The sequence below is a fragment of the Mycobacterium sp. UM_Kg27 genome, assembly GCF_000972905.1.
GTDB lineage: Bacteria > Actinomycetota > Actinomycetes > Mycobacteriales > Mycobacteriaceae > Mycobacterium.
In genome coordinates, this window is record NZ_JRMM01000047.1 from 1 (window position 1) to 16025 (window position 16025).

General features: G+C 66.9%; 21 protein-coding genes. 12 read left to right on the forward strand and 9 right to left on the reverse strand.

Annotation, left to right across the window (positions count from 1 at the left end; genetic code table 11):
- Positions 1-168 precede the first annotated feature (168 nt).
- Complete coding sequence (locus LI94_RS09700) at positions 169-816, reverse strand: TetR/AcrR family transcriptional regulator (protein WP_024440280.1); 648 nt, start codon at positions 814-816, stop codon at positions 169-171.
- 134 nt (positions 817-950) lie between these two features.
- Here LI94_RS09700 and LI94_RS23100 point away from each other — a divergent pair, with 134 nt between their 5' ends.
- Positions 951-1094 (forward strand): hypothetical protein, encoded by a 144-nt coding sequence (locus LI94_RS23100; RefSeq protein ID WP_105295430.1) that lies wholly within the window; start codon positions 951-953, stop codon positions 1092-1094.
- An 81-nt stretch (positions 1095-1175) separates the two neighbouring features.
- Positions 1176-2012 carry a tyrosine-protein phosphatase gene (locus tag LI94_RS09705; protein ID WP_046301051.1) on the forward strand — a complete coding sequence of 279 codons (837 nt, stop codon included), beginning with the start codon at positions 1176-1178 and terminating at the stop codon, positions 2010-2012.
- Positions 2013-2046: 34 nt separating this feature from the next.
- On the opposite strand, the gene LI94_RS09710 is transcribed toward LI94_RS09705, so the two are convergent.
- The 3 genes from LI94_RS09710 to LI94_RS09720 form a co-directional block, all read right to left on the reverse strand.
- Positions 2047-2907, reverse strand: a complete 861-nt coding sequence (locus LI94_RS09710; protein WP_024440282.1) for an SDR family oxidoreductase — start codon at positions 2905-2907, stop codon at positions 2047-2049.
- Positions 2908-3033: 126 nt separating this feature from the next.
- Positions 3034-3972, reverse strand: coding sequence for a class I SAM-dependent methyltransferase (locus LI94_RS09715; protein ID WP_024440283.1), 939 nt, complete (start codon positions 3970-3972; stop codon positions 3034-3036).
- Between the two features lie 72 nt (positions 3973-4044).
- Positions 4045-4617, reverse strand: coding sequence for a TetR/AcrR family transcriptional regulator (locus tag LI94_RS09720; protein WP_231383947.1), 573 nt, complete (start codon positions 4615-4617; stop codon positions 4045-4047).
- A gap of 187 nt (positions 4618-4804) precedes the next feature.
- Between LI94_RS09720 and LI94_RS09725 the strand changes: the two genes are divergently transcribed.
- A complete protein-coding gene (locus LI94_RS09725; RefSeq protein ID WP_024440285.1) occupies positions 4805-5395 on the forward strand; it encodes a TetR/AcrR family transcriptional regulator in 591 nt (196 codons plus the stop codon).
- Here LI94_RS09725 and LI94_RS09730 read toward each other — a convergent pair.
- On the reverse strand, positions 5382-6308 hold the full coding sequence (locus tag LI94_RS09730) for a DNA-3-methyladenine glycosylase (protein WP_046301053.1): 927 nt from the start codon (positions 6306-6308) through the stop codon (positions 5382-5384). The genes LI94_RS09725 and LI94_RS09730 overlap by 14 nt on opposite strands.
- Before the next feature lie 64 nt (positions 6309-6372).
- On the opposite strand from LI94_RS09730, the gene LI94_RS09735 reads away from it, so the two are divergent.
- Positions 6373-6762: a nuclear transport factor 2 family protein gene (locus LI94_RS09735; protein WP_046301054.1), complete on the forward strand. Its 390-nt coding sequence runs from the start codon at positions 6373-6375 to the stop codon at positions 6760-6762.
- Positions 6763-6779: 17 nt separating this feature from the next.
- Here the strand turns inward: LI94_RS09735 and LI94_RS09740 are convergent, their stop codons facing one another.
- From LI94_RS09740 to LI94_RS09750, 3 genes are read right to left on the reverse strand one after another with little or no spacing between them, the layout of a single operon-like run.
- A complete protein-coding gene (locus tag LI94_RS09740; RefSeq protein WP_046301055.1) occupies positions 6780-7175 on the reverse strand; it encodes a DUF427 domain-containing protein in 396 nt (131 codons plus the stop codon).
- Positions 7172-8194, reverse strand: coding sequence for an NAD-dependent epimerase/dehydratase family protein (locus LI94_RS09745; protein WP_046301056.1), 1023 nt, complete (start codon positions 8192-8194; stop codon positions 7172-7174). The genes LI94_RS09740 and LI94_RS09745 overlap by 4 nt, the downstream gene beginning before the upstream one ends.
- The gene (locus LI94_RS09750) at positions 8191-8697 is read right to left on the reverse strand and encodes a nuclear transport factor 2 family protein (RefSeq protein ID WP_024440290.1); all 507 of its coding nucleotides are present in this window, start codon (positions 8695-8697) and stop codon (positions 8191-8193) included. Before LI94_RS09750 ends, LI94_RS09745 begins: the two co-directional genes overlap by 4 nt.
- 133 nt (positions 8698-8830) lie before the next feature.
- Between LI94_RS09750 and LI94_RS09755 the strand changes: the two genes are divergently transcribed.
- Genes LI94_RS09755 through msrA form a run of 6 tightly spaced genes read left to right on the forward strand, consistent with a single transcriptional unit; the run spans position 8831 to position 13693 of the window.
- Positions 8831-9370: a VOC family protein gene (locus LI94_RS09755; protein ID WP_024440291.1), complete on the forward strand. Its 540-nt coding sequence runs from the start codon at positions 8831-8833 to the stop codon at positions 9368-9370.
- An 11-nt stretch (positions 9371-9381) separates the two neighbouring features.
- The gene (locus LI94_RS09760) at positions 9382-10215 is read left to right on the forward strand and encodes an enoyl-CoA hydratase/isomerase family protein (protein WP_052739910.1); all 834 of its coding nucleotides are present in this window, start codon (positions 9382-9384) and stop codon (positions 10213-10215) included.
- Positions 10212-10877, forward strand: coding sequence for a TetR/AcrR family transcriptional regulator (locus tag LI94_RS09765; protein WP_046301057.1), 666 nt, complete (start codon positions 10212-10214; stop codon positions 10875-10877). Before LI94_RS09760 ends, LI94_RS09765 begins: the two co-directional genes overlap by 4 nt.
- A gap of 4 nt (positions 10878-10881) precedes the next feature.
- On the forward strand, positions 10882-11994 hold the full coding sequence (locus LI94_RS09770; RefSeq protein WP_046301058.1) for an alpha/beta hydrolase: 1113 nt from the start codon (positions 10882-10884) through the stop codon (positions 11992-11994).
- Positions 11994-13169, forward strand: coding sequence for a cytochrome P450 (locus LI94_RS09775; protein ID WP_052739911.1), 1176 nt, complete (start codon positions 11994-11996; stop codon positions 13167-13169). Before LI94_RS09770 ends, LI94_RS09775 begins: the two co-directional genes overlap by 1 nt.
- A 17-nt stretch (positions 13170-13186) precedes the next feature.
- Positions 13187-13693 (forward strand): peptide-methionine (S)-S-oxide reductase MsrA, encoded by a 507-nt coding sequence (gene msrA / locus LI94_RS09780; protein ID WP_046301059.1) that lies wholly within the window; start codon positions 13187-13189, stop codon positions 13691-13693.
- A 6-nt stretch (positions 13694-13699) separates the two neighbouring features.
- Here the strand turns inward: msrA and LI94_RS09785 are convergent, their stop codons facing one another.
- Positions 13700-15049, reverse strand: a complete 1350-nt coding sequence (locus tag LI94_RS09785) for a cytochrome P450 (RefSeq protein ID WP_046301060.1) — start codon at positions 15047-15049, stop codon at positions 13700-13702.
- A gap of 110 nt (positions 15050-15159) precedes the next feature.
- Here LI94_RS09785 and LI94_RS09790 point away from each other — a divergent pair, with 110 nt between their 5' ends.
- Both LI94_RS09790 and LI94_RS09795 read left to right on the forward strand, forming a co-directional pair.
- On the forward strand, positions 15160-15768 hold the full coding sequence (locus LI94_RS09790) for a TetR/AcrR family transcriptional regulator (RefSeq protein ID WP_046301061.1): 609 nt from the start codon (positions 15160-15162) through the stop codon (positions 15766-15768).
- A 44-nt stretch (positions 15769-15812) separates the two neighbouring features.
- On the forward strand, positions 15813-16025 hold the full coding sequence (locus tag LI94_RS09795) for a TOBE domain-containing protein (protein ID WP_024440299.1): 213 nt from the start codon (positions 15813-15815) through the stop codon (positions 16023-16025).

Below are 16025 nucleotides of genomic sequence, written 5' to 3' on the forward strand. Positions count from 1 at the left end.
ACCACCGCACCACCAGCCACCGCCCCGGCCTCAACAGCCGACCGCAACCTCATGATGCCCACCCGCAAAAACACCCGCAGCCAAGACCGACTCCGGTGCATCGAGGCCGAACGCGCTCACAACCTCGCCCAGCGAGATAGACCTCCGCCTTAGTGCGCCCCCGCGGCTCTACACTCCCAGCGGCGACTCGACCCGGATCGTCTCATCGCGGATCAGCCCGCGCAGCAGCGCCGTACTGAACTCCGCGGCGATCTCCTTGGCGCTGCGCCGTCCGCTGGGCCGCAACCAGCGGTAGGCCCCCAGCGTCATACCGATGTAGCCCAGCGCCAGCACGTGCGAGTCGCACGGATAGAACTCGCCGCTGGCGATCCCGCGGTCGATCAGACCATGCACGTGCTCGTAGACCTGGGCTTCCTTCTCCCGGACCTCGGCGACCTGCTCCTCGGTGAACCACTCGGTGATGTAGGGCTGCTCCTGGAAGTAGACCGCCGCGCCCTCGGGATTGACCGCGATCTGGTCGAGCAGGCGCACGGTGTACTGGTACAGCGCCTCGCGTGCGGTCCACGACGGGTCGTCGTGAACGGCCGCCAGCGTCCGTTCCGCAGCCTGCTGGTAGATGTCATAGAGGATCAGCGACTTGCTGGCGTAATAGTGGTAGACCGTCGCCTTGTTCAGCCCCACCACGTCGGCCACGTCATCCATGCGGGTGCCGTGGTAGCCGCGGGCGGCGAACAACTTGGTAGCGACCGCGAGCAACTCCTCGCGACGAGACGGGGTCTGGGAAGATCCCCCCGGCGTAGCCTTGCCGTTTGCCATGTCCACTCACTCTTCGGCCAGGCCGGTGTCATCGGCGTGTCAATCAACTGGTTGGAAGGATTCTAGGCAGTCCGCTGTCGCACCGTTGACGGGCCGACTAAAGTGGTGGAAATCCAAGCTAAGGGGTTGACGACATGGGTCCTGGTTACGGTTACGATCCGAATCCGGATTACGAGCTGAGCGACGAGGCCGAGTTCTTCTTCAAGTACCTGACTTGGGGTATTCGTGGCGTCGAGAGCGGCGGCGGCTACCCCCCGCAGAACTACCCGCCCGTCTAAACGCCACAACGACTCGTCCTGACGACCCCTGATCCGCGCGGATCGGGGGTCGTTTCGCGTCTGAACGGCTAGGCCGCCGGCATGGTGTCCTATCGTGGCCGGGTGACCTCCCAGCCGAATCTGCCCGGGGCGTGGAATTTTCGCGACGTCGCCGAGACCACCGGCGCGTTGCGCCCCGGCCGCCTGTTCAGGTCCAGCGAACTGAGTCGCCTCGAGGACCGGGGCCGCGAAGAACTGCTGCGACTCGGGGTGTCTGACGTCGCCGATCTGCGGTCACCGCGCGAAGTCACGCGCCGCGGGCCGGGGCTGGTACCCGCCGGTGTCGGCATCCACCTGCTGCCCTTTCCGGATCTGGCCGGCGACCAGTCACCGGACAGTTCGGCTCCGCACGAGGACGCGTTCCGCAACATGATGGCCGAGAAGCCCGACGAGGATTCCGCCGCCGACGTCGCCGCCCGCTACATGCTCGAGGAGTATGCGCGCTTCCCTACCCTGGCCGGGTCCCGACGGGCGGTGCAGCGGGTGGTGTCGCTGCTGGCAGAGGGTCGGCCGGTACTCGCGCACTGCTTCGCCGGTAAGGACCGCACCGGATTCGTGGTCTCCGTGGTGTTGCGCGCGGCCGGGGTGGACCGCGATGCCGTGATCGAGGACTACCTGCGCAGCAACGCCGCGGTGCCGGTGCTGCGCGATCGGATCATGGAGATGATCCGGTCGCGGCCCGAGGCTGAGATCACGCCCGAGGTGCTGACCTTCACCGAAGCGCGGCTCTCCGACGAGGTGCTCGGTGTGCGCGCTGACTATCTGGATGCCGCCGAACACTCGATCGAGGAGAACTTCGGCTCGCTCGACGGGTTCCTGCAGGTCGCCGGCGTCACTGACGCCGACCGCGACGGGTTGCGCGGCGCGCTGCTCGGCTGACAGCAGCGCGCCGCGTCCCGAATCTGACCGGCGGTTACAGCGAGAAGCTGGCCGCTTTGGCCGCCGAAAGATCGGCGATCGTCGACCACTGCGCCGCGATCTCGTCGACCGACGGCGGGTTCTCGAAGGTGGCACCGGCGTTCTCGAACAGCGCGGTCCGCTGCACCTTGCCGCCGCCGGCGATGAACACCGAGCCGGTCTCGGCGACCTCTTCGGTGCACAGGTAGGCCACCACCGGTGCGACGTACTCGGGCTTGAGCTTGGCCAGCACCTCCGGCGGCAGGATGTCCTCGGTCATCCGGGTTGCCGCGATCGGGGCGATCGCGTTGGCCTTGATGTTGTACTTGGCGCCCTCGATGGCCAGCGTGTTGATCATGCCGACCAAGCCGAGCTTGGCCGCACCGTAGTTGGCCTGCCCGAAGTTGCCGAACAGCCCGCTGGTGGAGGTGGCGACGACCACGCGGCCGTAGCTCTGCTCGCGGAAGTGCGGCCACGCCGCGCGCACCACGTTGTACCCGCCGTAGAGGTGCACCTGCAGCACGGCGTCCCAGTTCTCGGCCGTCATCTTGTGGAAGGTGCCGTCGCGCAGGATGCCGGCGTTGCTGACCACGCCGTCGACCTTGCCGAACTCGTCGATCGCAGTCTTGATGATGTTGGCCGCGCCCTCGGCGTCGGCGACGCTGTCGTAGTTGGCGACGGCCCGGCCGCCAGCCTCTTTGATCTCAGTGACTACCTGGTCGGCCATATTGTGCCCGGCACCGGTGCCGTCACGGGCACCACCGAGATCGTTGACCACCACACAGGCCCCCTCGCGGGCCAAGGTCAGGGCGTATTCGCGGCCCAACCCACCACCGGCTCCGGTGACGACGACAACACGATCCTGCACTCCGGACATCAGTTTCCTTCCTCGATTCGATCGCCACGCTAGAACAGACCTAGACAAGGCCTAGCGCCAACTTCCAGGCCTTCTCTGTATACGGGGGATGAATCGAGTCCGCTATGTCGGGTCGGGCATGCCGAGTCAGTTGCGCACTGCGGTGACGAACTCCGAGAACGCGTCCGCATCGTCCGTCACCGACACGTCGACCCAGCGGTTCAGCCGACGCATCTCGGCGGTGGAGGGCTGTGAGGCGGCCTGCCAGCCGTGCTCGTCGAGCCATCCCCGCACCGACGCGCGGTCCTCGTCGGAGTAGATCAGATCCTGGATGTCCAGGCTCTGCGTCAGGCCGACCGTCTCGGCGATCTTCTTGAACCGTTCCGCCATCTGCTGTCGCCGCTCGTCCGAGCGGTGGTTACCCGCGGTCTCCGCCGCGATCCGGCTCCCCGGAGCGCTCAGCGCGGTGACCTGGTCGAACAGCCGGTCCTGGCCCTCGGCGGGCAGATACATCAGCAGTCCCTCGGCCAGCCACGCGGTCGGGGCCGCGGCATCAAAACCGGCGGTGGTCAACGCGGCCGGCCAGTCCTGCCGCAGATCGATGGCCACCGTGCGGCGCTCAGCGGCCGGCGTCACGTTGTTGGCCGTCAGCGTCTGCTCCTTGTAGGCCAAGACCTTCGGCTGGTCGATCTCGTAGACGGTGGTGCCGGCAGGCCAGTCCAGCCGGTAGGCCCGCGAGTCCAGCCCGGAGGCCAGGATCACCACCTGACGGATGCCGGCGGCGACCGCGTCGGCGAAGAAGGCGTCGAAGAAGTGGGTCCGGACCGCCTGGTAGTTGCGCATGTGGTGATAGACCGCGGCGACCTCGGCGTCGATGGCCTCGACCTTGTCGACCAACGTGTCGTCGAGCAGCAACTCCCAGATCCCGGTACCGGCCCCGGCGACCAGGAGTTCGGCGTACGGGTCATTGATCAGCGGATCGACGCTCGCCGTCTCGGACGCGCGGGCGGCGGCCACCATCACCGCCGTCGAGCCGACGCTGGTGGCGATGTCCCAGGTGTCGTCGTGGGTACGGAGTGCGCTCATCGGGTTACCTCGCTTGGTCGCGGCCGGTGTCGCACGCGATAGTACCGATGAAAGTTAGCCGGGCTATTAACTTTATCCGTCGGCTGGCTGACGCAACTGCCAGAGTTCCTGGGTCAACAGCGCCTGCAGGGTGGCCACCACCCCCGCCGCCGCCACTTGATTGCCGACCAGCGACACATAGAACGCGATCCCCCACAACACGGCCAACAGCATCTCGGTCAGCTCGCCCATACCCGAGTCGGAGACCAGCTCTCCCCGGTCGACGGCGTCGGTGAGCGCCGCGGCCAGAAACGCCCGCGGCGGGCCCTGGATGTCGCCGACCAATGACTTCAGCGCCGGGTCGCGCTGAGCGTCCACCACAGCGGTCACCGCAAACGCCGCCACTGTGCGGTCTTCTTCGCCCAGTTGGGTGAAGCACACGATGACCGAGGCCAACTGTCCGACCAGAGTCGGCTCGGCGCGGGCCTGATCGACGGCGTGCTCGAACAGGGTCTCAGCCTGCGTCAGAACAGCCTGGTACAGCAGTTTTTTGCTTGGAAAATAGTGGTTGATCGCCGGGCGGGTCAGCTGTGCCCGCTCCGCTATCGCCTGAAACGTTGTCGCGTGGTAGCCGAACTCGCCGAAGACGCCGCTCGCGGCTGTCACGATGCGCTCCCTGGTCATGCCAGAGCGCGCCCCGCGGGGGCGCCCCACCCTGCGAAAAACCGCATCCCGCACTGAACAAGTGTGGCACGCCGTAGCTGCCAACCCCAGAAAAATCGGAACTACCAAGATTCACTTAAGACTCAGCCGTGCTGTATGCCAACGGAGCCCAGCGAACTAAAGTCGACTTATGGGCGCGGTTCTCTCTCGACAGGCGTACTTCGAGACAGGTTTCGAAGTGCTGTCCGAATTGGGCTACGGCGGCCTCAAGCTCGCCGAAGTCTGCAACCGGCTCGGCGTGACGACGGGCTCGTTCTACCACTACTTCACCAGCTGGCCCGTTTACACCCGTGACCTGGTTCAACACTGGCTCGATGAGCGCACCCTCCAGCATGTGGAGTTCGTACGCGCGATACCCGACCCGCGGCAGCGCCTCGATAGCCTGATTCAGATCGGCCTGACCCTGCCCCACGGGGCCGAAGCCGCCATCCGTTCCTGGAGCTCGGCCGACGCCCGGGTGCACGCGGTGCAGGCCGAGGTGGATCAGCAACGCTTCGACATCCTCTTCGAATCGGCGCAGGAAGTCCTCCACGAAAAACGCCCGGCGCAGCTGTTCGCAAACTGGGCGATCTACCTGCTGATCGGCTACGAGCAGGCTCTGCTGCCGCGCGACCCGTCGACGTTCGAGTGGATCGCCGCCCAGTTGCTCGACGCGCTCGACTCCGGGAGGTTTGCCACGGCGACCGCTGACCCGCCCGGCAAGCCGTCTACAGCGAGCTGATCCGCTGCACGGCCAGCCGTGGCCCGCGTCGTTTGCTGACAGCGAGCCCGCTGTCGATCAGCAACCGAACCACGCGGTGCCGGTGCGGCCGCATCGGCTCCATCAGTTCGACCATGGCTTCGTCGGTGAACACCGCGTCGAGCGGCAGGCCGAGCAGTGTGCGGCCGATCATCGTCGCAAGGTGATAGTCCCCAACCGATAAGGCGTCAGCATCGCCGAACGCGCGCTGCGCGGTTTCCGCCGCGGTCCACTCGCCGACGCCGGGCAGCGACATCAGCGCCGCCCGCGCCTCCGCGGCCGGGCGGGAAACCAGCCGTTCCAGGGCATCGGCTCGACCCGCGCAACCGACGATGGTGCGCGCCCGCCCGCCATCGACGTTGGCCCGATGGAACGTCCAGGACGGGATGGTCCGCCAGGTCTGCGCTGACGGCGGCACCCGCATCCGCGACGGCGCCGGGCCGGGAGCGGGTGATCCGAACTCGGTGACCAGCAACCGCCAGGCCCGAAAGGCGTCGGCACCCGGTACCCGCTGCTCGAGCACGGCCGGGATAAGCGCCTCCAGCACCCGGCCGGTGCGCACCAGCCGCAGGTGCGGCAGGCGACGATGGGCGGCGATGACCATCGGCTCGGTCGGCGCGAAGTCGGTCGCGACGTCGTGGGCGCCCAACAGGCCCGGCGCACCGTCCAGAAACTCCGGGGCGCCGGCACCCCAGGCCGTACAGTCCACCGCATCGGGGGCCACCTGGACGATGTGTGCCGTCACGGGTCCGCTGGACATCAGGCTGGTTCGCCAGATGGCGCCGTCAACCACCTGTAGGCATGGGTCGCCCGGCCCGCGGCGCAGTGGGCCCAGCGTCAGCGCGGGGCTGGCCGGGCCAGGAAAAGCGACGGTACGGCGAAACGAATTACTGATGACGAGATCATAGGTATCGCTGGTCCTCGTTGACCGCTTCGCGCCGCCCCGTCACGATGGAGGAGTGGCCACCCCATTCGATGATCCGCAGGCGGAATTGGCATGGATGTTCCTCCAGGGCATCTGCGGCGACGACGAGCTGGACGACATTTTCGCGCTGGTCAGCGACGACTTCACCTGGTGGAGCATCCTGACGCGTCAGGCCGTCGATAAAGACGAGCTGCGGCTGGAAGTCGAACAGCGTCGTGCCGGCTTGCGGATCAACCTGGAGCTGGTCCGGTGTATCAACGAACACGAGACCGTGGTGATCGAAGCGCTGGGCGACTGTCGCGCCGCCGACGGTTCGCACTATGACAGCCCGCTGGCGTACATCATCGACACCCAGGACGGGCGGATCGTCTCGGTGCGCGAGTACACCGACACCCGGTTCGCCGGGCAATTGCTGGGGCTCTAGAGCAGCTCTGCCGAGCCTCAGGCGTCGGCGATGCTGATGTCGGCCTTGTCGGAGTAGAACGCGACGTGCCCGGCGATCGGCGCAACCGCGGCAAAGGGCTGCTCGTAGGTCCAGATCACGTCGGCGACGCATCGGCCGGCCGCGGTGGTGACATGAAAGTAGGCGGCATCGCCCTTGAACGGGCAGTAGCTGGTGGTCTGACTGCGGGCCAGCAGGTCGGTCTTGACATCGGACAGCGGAATGTACTGCACTGCAGGGTGATTCGATTCCTGCAAGGTGAGCGCGTTGGCGCTGTCGGCGATGATCTCGCCCCCGATCCGCACCGTGACCCGCCTGCCGGTGGGGTTCACGGTGATCGGGTATTCGTCAGTCGGGATGTGTATCGGGCGTCTGCCTGAATGGCCGTGTGTCATGCCGGGGAACCTCGCTTCTTGGCGTTGCGCAGTTTCATCCAGAAACGCGCGGCCTCCCTGATCGATTCCTCAACCGGTCGCGGCTGCCAGCCGAGTTCGCGCACCGCCTTGCTGTGATCGACCGGGGCTTCGGCACGCATCATCCGCACCGACTTCAGGCTCAGCTCGGCATCCTTGCCGGTCAGGCTGGCCCGCAGGCTGCCGAGTGCGCCCAGCGCATACAGCGCCGGTACCGAGATCGACCGCGACGGCGCCGGCATACCCGCTTCGTCGGCCGCGATCTTGACCACGTCCTGCAGCGCGATCATCCGCTCGGAGATCAGGTAGCGCTGGCCGTTGCGTCCACGCTCGGCGGCCAGGATCATCGCGCGGGCGGCGTCGTCGACCCCGACCACTTCCAGCTCGATCCCTTTCATCAGGAACGGCAGCTTGCCGAATGCTGCTCCGGCGATGAACGCGCCATGCGGGGTCCGACCCCAGTCACCGTCGCCATAGGTGGTGGACACACACATCGCGACGGCGGGCAGGCCGGCTTCGGCACTGCGCAACACCAGCTCTTCGGCCTGCACCCGGGACTGGACATAGGGCGTCAGTCCGCGCGGGTCGATGATGTCGTCCTCGTTGGCGACGTGACCGCGACGCCGGCCCACGGTGGCGTAGCTGCTGGTGAACACGAATCGGCGCAGGCCGGCGGCTATTTCTTTCCGGGAGGCGACTTCCAAGACGTTGCGGGTGCCCTCGACGTTGGTGCGAAACAGCGGGCTCGGGTCGCGCAGCCAGGCGCGGGTGTCCACGACGCAGTAGTAGACGTCATCGCACCCGGCCATGGCCTCGGCCAGGGTGGCCGAATCGAAGATGTCGCCGTGGAACCGCGTGACGTCGAGGTGGTCGATGGAGATGGTGTTGGCGCCGGGGCGCACCATCACCCGGACATCTTCTCCGGCGTCCACGAGCTGACGGGTCACGTGCGATCCCAGGAAGCCGTTGGCTCCGATGACGAGCTTGGGCTTGCGGCTCATGCGTTTCCTCCGAACTGCTTCATCCAGGCGGCCGCTTCGTCGTCGAGGGTGCCGAGTTCCTGGGCTTTGCGGCACCATTTCATGCTCGCGGCGACGAAGCGCAGCGGGTTGTAGATGTCCTCTTGACGCGACCACAGGCCGTCCCCGGCGTAGGTGACGATCGAGATGTTGGTGGCGCTGATGATGGTGCCGTCGCCCGGGTCGCGCATGGGGTTGTCCAGTTCGCAGATGACCCGCCCGCCGTCCTCGTCGATGACGGTCCACAGTGCCGGGAATTCGGTCATATAGCTGCCCGGGAAGGTCGACATGGTCTTGCGGATCCAGCTGCGCACCTCGTCGCGGCCGTGCATAGTGCCCATCGCGTGCTCAACGTATTCGACGTCGGGGGTGTAGTGCGCGACCCAGGCATCCCAGTCGTGGGTCTCGGCGGCGCGAGCGACGGTCTGCTCGAACACGTCAAATGCGGCCGCGAGTTCTGCGCGGCTGAACTGCGGTTTCGTCATGCCAAGAACTAGAACACGTTCTAGCAAGGTTGTCGAGGGTCCACGGCCAGAATCGAATCTGGGTTTATATTCACCGGCAGTGCTACCGTGACGCCGTCGGCCCACCGCGGGCCGTGAGGAGGTTCGGCAGCCTGTGACGTCCCCCAAGCCCACCGTCGGTCTGCACCACGCCGCCTACGCCTGCGCCGACCTGGAGGCCACCAACCACTTCTACGAAGACCTGCTGGGACTGCCGCTGGTGCACACCGAAGTCGAGCACCTGCAAGAAGGCTTCTTCCGGCACGTCTTCTACGACCTGGGCGACGGCTCGTGCATCGCGTTCTTCGACCTGCACGGCGTCGGCGAGAAGCCCGACTGGTCCAGCTCGTTGTCACGTCCGAACGGACTGCCGGTGTGGGTGAACCACTTCGCGTTCCGGGCCACCGAGGAGAAGCAGAACGAAGTCCGGGCGCGGATGGACGCCGCCGGTATCAAGGCGCTGATGGACGTCGACCACGGGTGGTGCCACTCGCTGTACTACCTGGACCCCAACGGCATCATGATCGAGCTGTGCCGCGACACCCCTGGGTTCGAACCCGACCCGGAGCAGGCGCACAAGTTGCTGAACAGCACCGAGCGGGCCGCTGATCCCAAGGTGGTCACGTCGAAGACGACCACCACCCAGCTCGGCTGAGCCGGCCGCGCATGGCGCTCGATTCGCTGACGTCGCTCTCCATCACCCTGGACGGTCCGATCGCCCGGGTCCGCATCGGCCACGGCGAGATCAACCTGATGGACGCCACCATGATGGGCGACCTGTGGCGGCTGGTGAACTGGCTACGGTCGCCCGCCGGCAGCGATGTACGGGTGGTGGTATTGGAAAGCGCCAACCCCGACTTCTTCATCGCCCACGTGGACCTGGCGCTGCTGGCCGCCTCGGTCGAGAACACCGAGGCTGCCGTCGGCTCCTTTCAGGACTTGGTCGGCGCCTTCCGGGCACTGGACCAAGTCACCATCGGAGTAGTCGCCGGGCGGGTCGCCGGTGGTGGGATGGAACTACTGGTCAACCTCGACCTGCGGTTTGCGGTGACCGGCCGGGCGGTCTTCAACCAAGTCGAGACCGGAATCGGGGTGATCCCGGCCGGTTCCGGCCCGCAGCACCTGCTGCACCTGCTGGGGCGGGGCCGGGCGCTGGAGGTCATCCTCGGCCACGACGACTTCGATGCGGCCCTCGCCGAACGCTACGGACTGGTCAACAGGGCATTGGATGCGGACGCCGTCGGACCCTTCCTCGACCGGCTGGTGGAGCGCATCGCCACGGTGCCGCTGGCCGACATCGCCGACGTCAAGACCACCCTGGCCGCCCCGGACATCGCCACCGGGCTGGCAGTGGAGCGCTCCGCGTTCGCCCAGATGCTGGCCCGCGGTACGGCGCTGCCGAAGATGCAACGCTTCCTGGCAGCGGGCGGCCAGACGCCCACTGGCGAGCGTCGGCTGGCCGACCTGGTGGGCGGCCTGGACCAGACGGCACCGGCATGACATCCGCGGACGGCGGGGTCGCGGACGGGTCGATCACCCGTCCCACCGTCCGGGGTCGCGACACCCAGGCGCGCATCGAGCAGGCGGCCCGTGAAGTGATCGCCCGCAAGGGCTTCTTCAAAACGACGATCACCGACATCACCTCGGCCGCCAAACGCTCGCCCGCGTCGTTCTACCACTACTTCGATTCCAAAGAAGACCTGCTGGCGTCGCTGGCCGAGGACTTCCGGGCCTCGGCCAAAAGCCGTGCGGTGCAGGCATTGCACCCGGGCCAGGATCTGCACGACATCATCGAGGAATCGGTGCGCGCGCATTGGGATACCTATCGCGAACACCTCGGAGTCATGGTCGGGGTTTTCCAGCTGGCGATGATCAACGACGAGTTCGCCCAGCGCTGGCGGGACATGTGCGCCGACGCGATCGACTGGGTGGCGCAGACAGTGCGAATGGCGCAGCGCAAGGGCTATGCCACCGACGCCGACCCCGAGCTGGTCGGGTCGGCCATCGTCGCCATGCTCAACCACTTCACCTATGTCTGGCTGGTGGCCGGCGGCGACGTCGCAGGCCGCGAACTGGACGAGGAAGCAGCAGTCAAAACGCTCACCGACACCTGGTATCGCTCGGTGAGCTGGCGCGATCAAGAGTCAAGGTCAAAGGAGTAATGCAGTGGCAGTAACCCGCGAGTTCGTTTCGCTCACTTCGGCATCGGCGGGGGTGAACCCCGCCGGTTATCACCCGGCTCAGGGGCTGTACTGGACCCCGGCCGGCGTCAAGCCGAAGGTGGCGGTGATCGCCAGCCACTACAACGTGGACTTCGCCGAGCACTACCTGGCACCGCTGATCGCCGAACGCGGCTACGGCTTCCTGGGTTGGAACACCCGGTATCGCAGTGGCGAGTCATTGTTCCTGCTCGAGCATGCGCTGCTCGACATCGCGGCCGGGGTGCAGTGGTTACGCGAGCAGGCCGGCGTGGAGACCATCGTCTTGCTCGGCAACTCCGGCGGTGGATCGTTGATGGCCGCCTACCAGTCGCAGTCCGTGGACCCGCACATCACTGCAGTCGGCGGCGGCCCCGTGCCCGATGCGGTCAATGCGCTGCCGCCCGGCGACCTCTACGTGTCCACCCAGGCCCACGCCGGGCGCCCGGAGGTGCTGACCGCCTGGATGGACCCGTCGGTGACCGACGAGACCGACCCGCTGTCCTGCGACCCGTCGCTGGACATGTATGCCGAGCAGAACACGCCGCCCTATACCCCGGAATTCATCGCCCGCTACCGTCAGGCCCAGCGCGACCGCAATGACCGGATCACCGCATGGGCGCAGGCAGAACTGAAGCGGCTCAAGGCCGGTGGCACCTACGACCGCTCCTTCTCGGTACACCGGGTGTGGGCCGACCCGCGCTATCTCGACGCCTCGCTCGACCCGTCGGACCGTCCACTGAACTCCTGCTACCTGGGTGACCCGCGGCGCGCCAACCGCGCGCCGTACAACATCGCCGCGCACTGCACGCTGCGAACCTGGTTGTCCATGTGGAGCCTGCAGACGTCGTTCTGTCAGGGCGCTCCGCACCTGGGCCGGATCACGTTGCCCTCGTTGGTGATCCAGGGCACCGCGGACACCGGCGTCTTCCCCAGCGATGCGCACCACATCCACGACTCGTTGGCCAGCACCGACAAGCAGCTCCATTTCATCGCCGGCGACCACTACCTGGAGCAGCCGACGGACAGTCGCACGGTCTGCGCGGATCTGGTGGCGTCCTGGATCGCCGAACGCACCTGATGGACGCGCTCGACTTCGATTTCCGCGACCCGGAGCTGCACGCCGATCCGCTGACGTACCAGCGACGGTTCGCGGAAGCCGAACCGGTGCACCGCAACAGCCAGGGGCTGTGGGTGCTGACCCGCTACGCCGATGTGCTGGCGATGCTGCGTGACGGGCGGGTCAGTACCGACCGGCGAAACCTGTACCGCGGCAAGCTCGATCCGGGCCGCCCGTATCTGACCCACGTGGAACACAACCTGTTCTATCGGTCCGGTGATGATCACCGCCGGCTGCGGGCTCCGCTGTCACGGGCATTCACGCCGCGTGCGCTGGCCTCCTTCGAAGCCGAAGTCGCCGCCCGGGCCCGGTCGTTGGCGGCCGGCCTGGACCCCGATGGCTTCGACCTGGTGGCCGAGTTCGCCAAGCCGTTGCCGCTGGGGGCGATCGCCACGCTGCTGGGAGTGCCCGACAGCGAACTGGACAACCTGGCGACCTGGTCGATGGCGCTGATCGCGGCGCTGGAACCAGCGGCGTCTCGCACCGTTTTCACTGCCGCGGACGACGCCGCCGCCGGGATGAAGGCGCTGCTCGCCGATCTGCTGGAGCTACGCCGCGCCAACCCGGGCCACGATCTGCTGTCCGTGGTGGCGACCAGCGGACTGCCGGTGTCGGACGACGAGCTGCTGCACAACGCCATCTTCTTGCTGTCAGCCGGGCATGACACCACCACGGCCGTGCTGACCGGGGCGGCCGCGCTGCTGATCGAGGAGAGCGGGCAACGCGGCCTGCTGGCCGACTCCCCGCACGCCGTTGACGAATTGGTCCGGATGATCAGCCCGGCTCTGATGATCTCCCGAGTGGCCGGCGCCCCGATCGAAGTCGGTGACACTAAAGACACCGTGATCGAAACGGGCGCACCGATCCTGCTCGGGCTGGCGGCCGCCAACCGAGACCCTTCGATGTTTCCCGACCCCGACCGGCTCGACCTGGCCCGCTCGCAGACCGGCCACCTGGGATTCGGGTTCGGTCCGCATGTCTGCCTGGGCGCCCCGTTGGCCCGCATGCAGATCCGGTTGGGCCTGCTCGCCCTGTTCGACCGTTTCCCCGAGTTGACGGCACAGGCGCCGCCGCACCGCGAGCCGAGCGCGGTGCTGACCAGCTACCGTTCCTATTCGCTGGCGGGTCGGCCATAGCTGCGGATAATCGGGGTATGACCAATTTCCCGAGAGCGATCCTGGCCGGCGGCTGCTTCTGGGGCATGCAGGACCTGATCCGCAAGCAGCCCGGTGTGGTGAGCACCCGAGTCGGCTACACCGGCGACCCCAATGTCCCGAATGCCACCTACCGCCACCACGGCTCCCATGCCGAGGCCATCGAGATCACCTACGACCCCACAGCCACCGACTACCGCAGCCTGCTGGAGTTCTTCTTCGCCATTCACGACCCGACCACGCGTAACCGCCAGGGCAACGACGTCGGAACCAGTTACCGCTCGGCGATCTTCTACCTCGACGACGAGCAGCGCCAGATCGCGCTGGACACCATCGCCGACGTGGAGGCCTCCGGCCGGTGGCCGGGCAAGGTGGTGACCGAGGTCAGCCCCGCTGGGGACTTCTGGGAGGCCGAACCGGAGCATCAGGATTACCTGGAGCGGTTCCCGGGCGGCTACACCTGCCACTACATCCGGCCGAACTGGCAGCTGCATTCGCAGCGCTAGCCGGGATCAGTCCCGGCGGCGCACCGTGATCCGACCGCCCTTCTTGGGCGTGAAGGCCACGCCGCGGGAGTGGAACTTCTCCCCGGGCGCGGTGGTAGGCTCGATGGCCAAGCGCTCCAAGACCGTCCGCAACACCACGTCCATCTCCAGGTTGGCGAACGTCGAACCCGGGCAACGCCGGGTGCCGCCGCCATACGGCATCCACTCGAACGCCGACGGGCTGCCGTCGAGGTAACGCTTGGGGTCGAATCCGTCCGGGTCATCGAACGCGGCGGAGTTCTGGTGGAGCTGGTTGATCGCGACGATCACCGAGTAGCCGCGCGGGATCACCCACTCGCCGATCTGGATGCTGGGCGCGTAAACATGCCGTCCGGAGAAGTCGATCACGGTGCGAACCCGCTGCACTTCGCGAATCGTGGCGCGCCGCAACCTATTCCCGCCTGCGTCCGCCTCGGCGGTCAGTTCGTCGAGCAGTTGGGGGTAGCGGCTCAGCCGCTCGAAGACCCAGGCCATGGTCGATGCCGTGGTCTCATGTCCGGCGGCCAGCAGGGTCAGCAGCTCGTCGCCGAGCTCCTGGCGGGTCATGGTCGTACCGTCTTCGTGGTTGCTACGCAGCAGAAGGGTCAGCACGTCGGACCGGTTCTCGAAATCGGGGTCGGCTCGCACATCGGCGATCAGCTTGTCCAGGATGCCGTCGTAGTGAGCACGCCATGCCTCCAGCTGGCCCCACGGGGTGAACCGGCCGTACTGGCGAATCGGGATCGGCAAGGCCGCCAGCCGAGAGCCCAGCGTCACCCACTTGGGCAGGATCGCCCGCAACTGATCCAGTTCGGTGCCTTCGGCTCCGAAGATGGTCCGCAGGATGACATTGAGCGTGATCCTGTTCATCGGACCGAAGGTCTCGAAGGGCTTTCCGGTGGGCCAGCCGGCGATCTCGCGCAGGGTCTCCTCGACGATGATCTGCTCATAGGCGCGCACGCTCTTGCCGTGGAACGGCGGGCTCAGCAAGTTGCGCCGGCGCCGATGCGCCGCGCCGTCGAGGGCGAACACCGACCCCCTGCCGAGGATCCGCGACAGGTTCGGCTGGATGTTGCCCAGGTCGTCCGGGCTGGTCAGCAGCACCTGCCGGGCCAATTCCGGGTCGGTCACGAATACCGTCGGCCCAAACAGCGGAACGTCAATGGTGAACGCGGCACCGTATCGACGGGTCAGGCGTTGCAGCGCCCGGCGCCGGGACAGAATGAACAGCACTCCCGCGGTCAGCTTGGACGCGCGCGGGCCGGGCGGCAGGTTGATGGCCGGTTGAACCTGTGCCGCAGCGGCGTCCGCGGCCGTGCTGGCAACCGTGTGGGTCATGCGACGCCTCCCGACGTGATACCTGGTACCAAAGCGTACCAATGCATGCGGGACACGGTACTCTTTAGTACCAACGAGTGGCAAGAGCTAGGCGTAGGGGAGGTACGGCAATGACGGTGGCTGCGGTCGATACCCGGGCGGCCAACACTGCCGACCCCTACCGGCGCCGACTGCTCGACGGGCTGGCCGATTCGATCGCCGAGCGCGGGTACCGGGCCAGCACTGTCGCCGAGATTGTGCGCGCGGCCCGTACCTCCAAACGCACCTTCTATGACCATTTCGCCAGCAAGGAGGAGTGCCTCCTGGAACTGCTGCGGGTGGACAACGAGGAACTGGCGCTACGTATCAGGACCGAGGTGGATCCCGAGGCCGATTGGCAGGTCCAGATCCGCCAGGCGGTACAGGCCTACGTCACCCAGATCCGGTCCCGGCCGGCGATCACGCTGAGCTGGATCCGCGACATGCCTTCCCTCGGCGAGGTGGCCCGGCCGGCGCAGCGCCGCGGGCTGGAGCTGATGTCGAACCTGCTGATCGAACTCAGCGGCAGTCCGGGATTTCGCCGCGCGAATCTGCCGGCGCTGAGTCCGGCGCTGGCGGTGATTCTGCTGGGCGGCCTGCGGGAGCTGACCGCGCTGGCCGTCGAGGACGGCGCCGACATCGGCATCATCACCGAGCCGGCCATCGACGCGTCGGTTGCCCTGCTGGGACCCCGGGCCTGATCTACGGTTGATCCATCGGTCACCGAGAATCGGAGAGGACCACCATGCAGCTCTCAACGCGCAATCAACTCACCGGAACCATCACCGATCTCGATGTGGGCGCCGTCATGGCCGTGGTCAAGATCCGGCTCGACGGCGGTGAGCAGGTGATCACCTCGTCGGTCACCCGCGAGGCCGCCCTCGATCTCGACCTCAAGGTCGGCCAGCCCGCGACGGTGTTCATCAAGTCGACTGAAGTCACCATCGGGGTGGACTGA